9 protein-coding genes are annotated in these 5,616 nt (G+C 75.5%); 5 read left to right on the forward strand and 4 right to left on the reverse strand.

The window, feature by feature from the left end:
• A partial coding sequence (locus tag Q6969_RS12480; protein ID WP_317230719.1) for a hypothetical protein occupies positions 1–552 on the forward strand: 552 nt, incomplete at its 5' end.
• Here the strand turns inward: Q6969_RS12480 and Q6969_RS12485 are convergent.
• Positions 528–1,139: an AAA family ATPase gene (locus tag Q6969_RS12485; protein WP_317230720.1), complete on the reverse strand. Its 612-nt coding sequence runs from the start codon at positions 1,137–1,139 to the stop codon at positions 528–530. The genes Q6969_RS12480 and Q6969_RS12485 overlap by 25 nt on opposite strands.
• Positions 1,140–1,212: 73 nt before the next feature.
• Here Q6969_RS12485 and Q6969_RS12490 point away from each other — a divergent pair, with 73 nt between their 5' ends.
• Positions 1,213–1,662, forward strand: a complete 450-nt coding sequence (locus tag Q6969_RS12490; protein ID WP_094114763.1) for an MSMEG_6728 family protein — start codon at positions 1,213–1,215, stop codon at positions 1,660–1,662.
• Positions 1,663–1,927: 265 nt separating this feature from the next.
• Positions 1,928–2,419 carry an FBP domain-containing protein gene (locus tag Q6969_RS12495; protein ID WP_317230721.1) on the forward strand — a complete coding sequence of 164 codons (492 nt, stop codon included), beginning with the start codon at positions 1,928–1,930 and terminating at the stop codon, positions 2,417–2,419.
• Positions 2,420–2,497: 78 nt separating this feature from the next.
• Here the strand turns inward: Q6969_RS12495 and aroQ are convergent, their stop codons facing one another.
• Positions 2,498–3,244, reverse strand: a complete 747-nt coding sequence (aroQ, locus tag Q6969_RS12500; protein WP_317230722.1) for a gamma subclass chorismate mutase AroQ — start codon at positions 3,242–3,244, stop codon at positions 2,498–2,500.
• 259 nt (positions 3,245–3,503) lie between these two features.
• Here aroQ and Q6969_RS12505 point away from each other — a divergent pair, with 259 nt between their 5' ends.
• Positions 3,504–4,388 (forward strand): dienelactone hydrolase family protein, encoded by an 885-nt coding sequence (locus Q6969_RS12505; RefSeq protein ID WP_317230723.1) that lies wholly within the window; start codon positions 3,504–3,506, stop codon positions 4,386–4,388.
• Between the two features lie 191 nt (positions 4,389–4,579).
• Here Q6969_RS12505 and Q6969_RS12510 read toward each other — a convergent pair whose 3' ends face one another.
• On the reverse strand, positions 4,580–4,810 hold the full coding sequence (locus tag Q6969_RS12510) for a hypothetical protein (RefSeq protein WP_317230724.1): 231 nt from the start codon (positions 4,808–4,810) through the stop codon (positions 4,580–4,582).
• An 81-nt stretch (positions 4,811–4,891) separates the two neighbouring features.
• On the opposite strand from Q6969_RS12510, the gene Q6969_RS12515 reads away from it, so the two are divergent.
• Complete coding sequence (locus tag Q6969_RS12515) at positions 4,892–5,332, forward strand: MarR family transcriptional regulator (protein WP_317230725.1); 441 nt, start codon at positions 4,892–4,894, stop codon at positions 5,330–5,332.
• A gap of 73 nt (positions 5,333–5,405) precedes the next feature.
• Here the strand turns inward: Q6969_RS12515 and Q6969_RS12520 are convergent.
• Positions 5,406–5,616: hypothetical protein (locus Q6969_RS12520; protein ID WP_396335550.1), on the reverse strand; the 211-nt coding region annotated here is incomplete at its 5' end.

Here is a 5,616-nt window from a genome sequence, read left to right on the forward strand (position 1 = left end):
AACGATCGGCGGGAGGGGCCCCGGCCGCGTGACGGCGACTCAGGCGAGGGGGCGCTCGGCGGGGCCGGCGGCGCCCTCGGCGGCCTCGACCCGGAGGAGCCGCCCATCGTCCTGCCGACGCCCACGCCCACGCCGTCCGCCGTGGAGGCGACCGAGGAGGGCGGCTTCACCACCTGCGTCGACGCCTCTCCCGCGGCCCTCGCGGCCGTGAACGCGAGCATCGCCGCGGATCCCGGCCCCTACCCGGGCCTGCAGCTCGACGGCCTCGAGACGATGTGGGACGCCGAGCAGGAGGTCTGGACGCTCGCCGGGATGATCGGCCCCGTCGGCGTGGAGCCGGGCCCCGAGGCCGGGAACCGGGTCGCCCTGTGGGCGACCGACCAGGACCCGACCCGGGACGACTTCGCGGGCACGATCTGGTCGGCCGTGAACGGAAGCGACATGGTGTCCGCGGCACCGCAGCTGGAGTCGTTCCCCCAGCTCACCATGGACGGCCCGGATCCCGCCGGGCTGTGGTGCAGCGACCTCTACCCGGAGGCCGCGGGCGGCTGACCCGCAGGCGGCGGACCCGCGGGCGGCGGGGCCGAGCACGGCTGCGCGCGCAGCCACAGGTCCACCTCGCGGCTCGAGCGCAGCCGCACGATCCGCAGGTGCGGGTGCGCGATCGCCGCGCGCACGATCCGCTGCCGCAGCTTCGACCGGCCCTCCCATCCCCATCGGATGATGTGCGCCGGGTCCGTGAGGATCGTGCGGAGCGGCGGCTCCACGTTCCCGTGCCAGAGCGGCACGCGGTACCAGCGCCGGTGGAGAGTGCGGCGGATGAGGCGCCCCATGTGCACCGTCACGGGCAGGTCGAGCCACACGAGCGTGTCCGCGCGCGACGGCAGCAGGTCCCCGAGCTGCGTCGTGTACTGCCACTCGGTGGTCCACGCGTCCCGGGCGGCGAATGCGGCCACGTCGTCGCGGAAGCCGGGCAGCTCGGTCCAGCCGGGACCGTGGAACAGCGCGTCGAGCTCCTCGTACGGCACGCCGGTGCGCACGTGGAGCCGACGCGCGAGCGTGGTCTTGCCGGTGCCGGCGGGCGCGCCGATGAGGATCCGCCGGGCGGGGGGATCCAGGCGGTCGAGGGCTCCGAGCATCCGCCGATCCTAGGCGGGTCGGCCGCGGAGGCGCGGGGAGCCGGTACCGCGCCGACCGGAGTTGACTGGCCGGGTGCAGACGTTCCTCCCCTACCCGGACCTCGCGGCGAGCATGGCCGTGCTCGACGACAAGCGGCTCGGGAAGCAGCGCGTGGAGACGCTCCAGGTGATGAAGGCGCTGATCGTGCCCGGGTACGGCTGGCAGAGCCATCCCGTCACGCGCATGTGGCGCGGCTACCGTCCGGCGCTCATGGAGTACCAGGAGGCGACGTGCGCCGAGTGGACCCGGCGCGGCTTCGCCGACACCTGCTTCGAGAAGACCCTCGCGATCCTCGCCGAGGTGCCCGAGGACCTGGCCGCGTACACGGAGGGCCGGTTCCCGCAGCCGCCGTGGTGGGGCCGCGAGGACATGCACCTGTCCCACCGCTCGAAGCTGCTGGCGAAGGCGCCGGAGCTGTACCGTCCGGCCTTCCCCGCGGATCCGGACGACCTCGACTACGTCTGGCCGGGCGCGAGCGCCTGACCCGCGGCGGGACCCGCGCTCCGGATCACGTCTCCCCAGTCGGGGGTACTCTGTCCGCGTGAGTCACACGAGCAGCGCGACGCCCTCGGGGCGTGGGGAGGTCGTCGGCGGCGTGCCCGCCGGCACCAGGTAGTCGCGGACCCGCGGCGCCCCCGCCCGGACGGCGCGACCCGGCGCGCGTGGATCCCGAGGATCCGGCCGCCGACCCGAGCTCCCTCCCATCCGCCGCGGCGCAGGCGTCGCGGCCCCTCACGAACGGCACACCATGCTCCCCCTCACCGAGTCCGACATCCGCGCGTCCCTCGTCAACGCGTCGCAGCGCGAGGCGCGCGACCTCCGCCTCCCCGACGGCTTCGCCGACCTCCGCTGGGATCGCCTCGACTACCTCGGCTGGCGCGACCCGAAGGCCCTGCAGCGCGGCTACGTCGTCGTCCCGGTGGGTGACCGGCTCGTCGGCGTGCTCCTGCAGCAGGCTGCCACGGCGCCCCGATCCCGCGCCCAGTGCACCTGGTGCCAGGACGTGCGGCTGCCCGTCCCGGTCTCCTTCTACAGCGCCCGCCGCGCCGGGGCCGCGGGTCGCAACGGCAACACCATCGGCACGCTCGTCTGCACGGACTTCGAGTGCAGCGCGAACGTGCGGAGGCCCCGGCCGATCCCGTACCTGGGCTTCGACCCGGATGCGGCCACCGCGCAGCTCATCGACGACCTGGGGTCCCGGGTCGCCTCGTTCGCGGCCGACGTCGCGACGACGGCCTGACACCCGGCCGGGTCAGGCGAGGGGCGGGCTCAGGCACCGCCCGGGTCCGGCGCAGTCCCGCGTCGGGCCCCGGCCGGGTCAGGCGCGAGGCGGGCAGACGGCCGCGAGGGCCGTGCGGAGGGCCTTGCGGTGCACGTCGTCGAGCCCTCCGCCGAGCGCTCCCCGCGCTTCGGTGACGAGGTGGCGGCAGGCGGGATCGTCGAGGGCGTCGGCCGCGTCGCCGATGGCGGGGATCAGCCGCGCGTCGATGGCGTCGATGCGCGGTCGCACCACGGTGGCGAGGTCGGGCGCGGTCGCGGGCGCCTCCTCCGGGTGGGCGCGCCAGCGGGCGAGGAGGGCATGCTGCACCTGCGTGCTCGCGGCGATCTGAGCCCGGATGATCCGCTCCGCGGCCACGGGATCGACCCCGTCCGCCCGCGCCGCGCGGACGGTGGCGTCGACGACGGCCTGCTCCCGCACGGGATCCGTCACGGGCCTCCCGGACAGCCGCTTGGACGCGGCCACGTCGTCGGCCACCTCCAGGCGGTCGAGCACCGCCGCCGCGACGGCCGTCACCTCGCGCTGGGCGTCGGCTCCGACGCGCGGAGCAGCCAGGGCGGGCGTCGCCCCGACCAGCGCGACGGCGAGGGAGACGAGGGACGCGATGACGACCCCGGGCGCGCGACGGGTGCGACGGGTGCGACGGGAGGATGCGAGGGGCGCGTGACCGGGGCGGGGCAGGGAGCGCCGCGGCGACGGGATGCGGAGCGGGGCGCGGCGGGGCATGGCGGATCCGTTCGGGTTGGCGGCGGGGAGCGCGCGGGTGGCGACGACGGGGGGGGGCACGGGTGCGGACGAGCAAAGCGCATCCGGCCGCTCGCCGTGCCCCGCATCCACAGGCGGACCGGGGTGCTTGGGCATGTGGACAGCCGGGACCGCGGCGAGCGCTCCCCGACCTAGCCTCGGCATCCCGGACGAGCTCGGCACGAGCCCGGCACCGTCCGCGGCTCGACCCGATCACGAGCCCGTCCCCACGGCCGGCGGCTGCCCCACGCCGTCGCGCCGCCGTGCCGCCCCGGCACCCACCCGAACAGAAGGAACCCCCATGAAGCTCCTCTCCCGCCGTGGATTCACGACGGTCGCCGCCGTCGCCGTCGTCGCCGCGCTCGGCCTCCAGGCTCCGGCCCAGGCCGCGACGTCCGGCCACCCCCGCAACCCCGATCCCACGCTCGCCAGCATCTCCTCGATGACGGGTCCCGAGAAGGCGCACAAGACGCGCGTCCTCCCCACGGACGTCACCGGGTTCGGCGGCGGCACGATCTTCTACCCCACCAACACGCAGGGGAAGACCGTGGGCGCGGTGGTCCTGGCGCCGGGATTCACCGGCCTCAAGGGCAGCGTCGGCTGGTACGGCCCGGCGCTCGCCTCGCAGGGCTTCATCGTGCTCAACATGGACACGCTCGACACGGGCGACTTCCCGAACGCCCGCGCCGCCCAGATCGGCGCCGCCGTGGACTACCTCAAGGAGGCACCCGTGCTGAAGGGCCGCCTCGACCCGTCGCGCATCGCGGTCGCCGGGTACTCCATGGGCGGCGGCGGCGCCCTGAAGCTCGCGACCACGCATCCGGAGCTGAAGGCCGTGCTCGCGTTCGCTCCCTACTACGCGACCGACGACCTGAGCAGCACCGAGCTCCCCGCCGCGGGATCCATCACGACGCCGACGCTCATCATCACGGGGCAGGCGGACGACCTCGCGGTCCCCGCGACCTTCGGCCGGGCCTACTACGACCAGCTCCCGAAGTCGACGCCGCGCCAGTACCTCGAGCTGGCCGGTGCCACGCACGAGGCGCCCCAGCACAAGAACGCGGACATCCTGAGCGCGTCGATCGCCTTCCTCAAGACGTTCGTCGACCAGGACCAGCGCTACGCGGGGTTCGCGTTCCCCGCCCCGCAGCGGGCCGGCCTCAGCGTGTCCGAGAGCGTCCGCTGACCCGACCGCACCCCGCACGACCGTGACGAGACGGCGACCGGCACCCGGTCGCCGTCTCGGCGTCTCGGCGTCTCGGCGCCTCGGCGTCTCGCAGCCGCGCGACCTCGCGCGCTCGCCCTGCATCGATCAGGAGCGCCGGGTCCGATCGCGGCGCGGCGCGGCGCGGCGCGGCGCGGCGCGGCGCGGCGACGTCAGACCGGGCAGCGCACCTGGGTGCGGGGGCCCGAGCGGTCGATGTCGTGGTCCGGCATCGGCTTCCCGCACATGGGGCATAGCCGGGACTGCGGCTCGGGCACCGGATCGTCGGTGTACGGCCCGAGGGGCGGCGCTCCGAGGTAGGGCCGCAGCCGCTCGTTGAACCGCTCGACCGCCGCGCCGAATCCCCGGGCCCGGCCGTCGCCCTCACTCTTACCGCGTGTCATAGTATTCAGTGTACGCGGTATTCGGACTCCGGCTCCCGGGCATCGCCGGGACGGCGAGCCATGACAGGAAGCGGGACGCGCATGAGCACCGACCCCCTCGCGCTCGAGAGCCAGGTCTGCTTCGCCGCCGTCCTCGCCGCGCGCACCGTCGTGTCGATCTACCGCCCGATCCTCGAGCCGCTCGGGCTCACCCATCCGCAGTACCTCGTCATGCTCGCCCTGTGGGAGCGCGACGGCCGGTCGATCTCCGACCTCGGATCCGCCCTGCAGCTGGAGCCCGCGACCCTCACGCCGCTGCTCAAGCGCCTCCAGGGCGCCGGGCTGGTGCGGCGCGCGCGGAGCGAGGAGGACGAGCGGGTGGTGCTCGTCACGCTCACCGACGACGGGCGGGCGCTGCGCGCGGAGGCCGAGCACGTGCCCGGACGGGTGGCCACGAGGACCGGCATGTCGGTCGCCGAGCTGACCGGGCTCCGCGACACCCTGCACCGCTTCGTCGACCGCCTGGGCACCGCCTCCGCCTGACGCTCGCTCGACCGCATCCGGATCCGCGCACCTCCGCGGCAGCCGCAGTCGCCGCGCCCGGAGGAGCGGCGGCTCAGGAGCTGGGTCGTCGCGGGGTGCTCCGGGTGGCCCGCCGGATGCAGAGCGCCGCGGCGGACGCGCACACCACGGCGGCGAGCACCGCCCCGGGCCAGCCGAGGCTCGGCTCCGCCCAGCACTCGCCGGGGATGCCCGCGTAGTCGCGGCAGCCGCCCGACCAGACGCCGACCGCGAGCACCCCGAGCGCGAGCAGCACGACGGCGGCG

The organism is Clavibacter sp. MX14-G9D (assembly GCF_032917815.1).
Lineage (GTDB): Bacteria > Actinomycetota > Actinomycetes > Actinomycetales > Microbacteriaceae > Clavibacter > Clavibacter michiganensis_K.

Coding starts and splice junctions, on each gene's coding strand:
- Q6969_RS12485 (WP_317230720.1), bottom strand. CDS start 1,139: ATGCTCGGAGCCCTCGACCGCCTGGATCCCCCCGCCCGGCGGATCCTC.
- Q6969_RS12495 (WP_317230721.1), top strand. CDS start 1,928: ATGCTCCCCCTCACCGAGTCCGACATCCGCGCGTCCCTCGTCAACGCG.
- Q6969_RS12505 (WP_317230723.1), top strand. CDS start 3,504: ATGAAGCTCCTCTCCCGCCGTGGATTCACGACGGTCGCCGCCGTCGCC.
- Q6969_RS12510 (WP_317230724.1), bottom strand. CDS start 4,810: ATGACACGCGGTAAGAGTGAGGGCGACGGCCGGGCCCGGGGATTCGGC.
- Q6969_RS12515 (WP_317230725.1), top strand. CDS start 4,892: ATGAGCACCGACCCCCTCGCGCTCGAGAGCCAGGTCTGCTTCGCCGCC.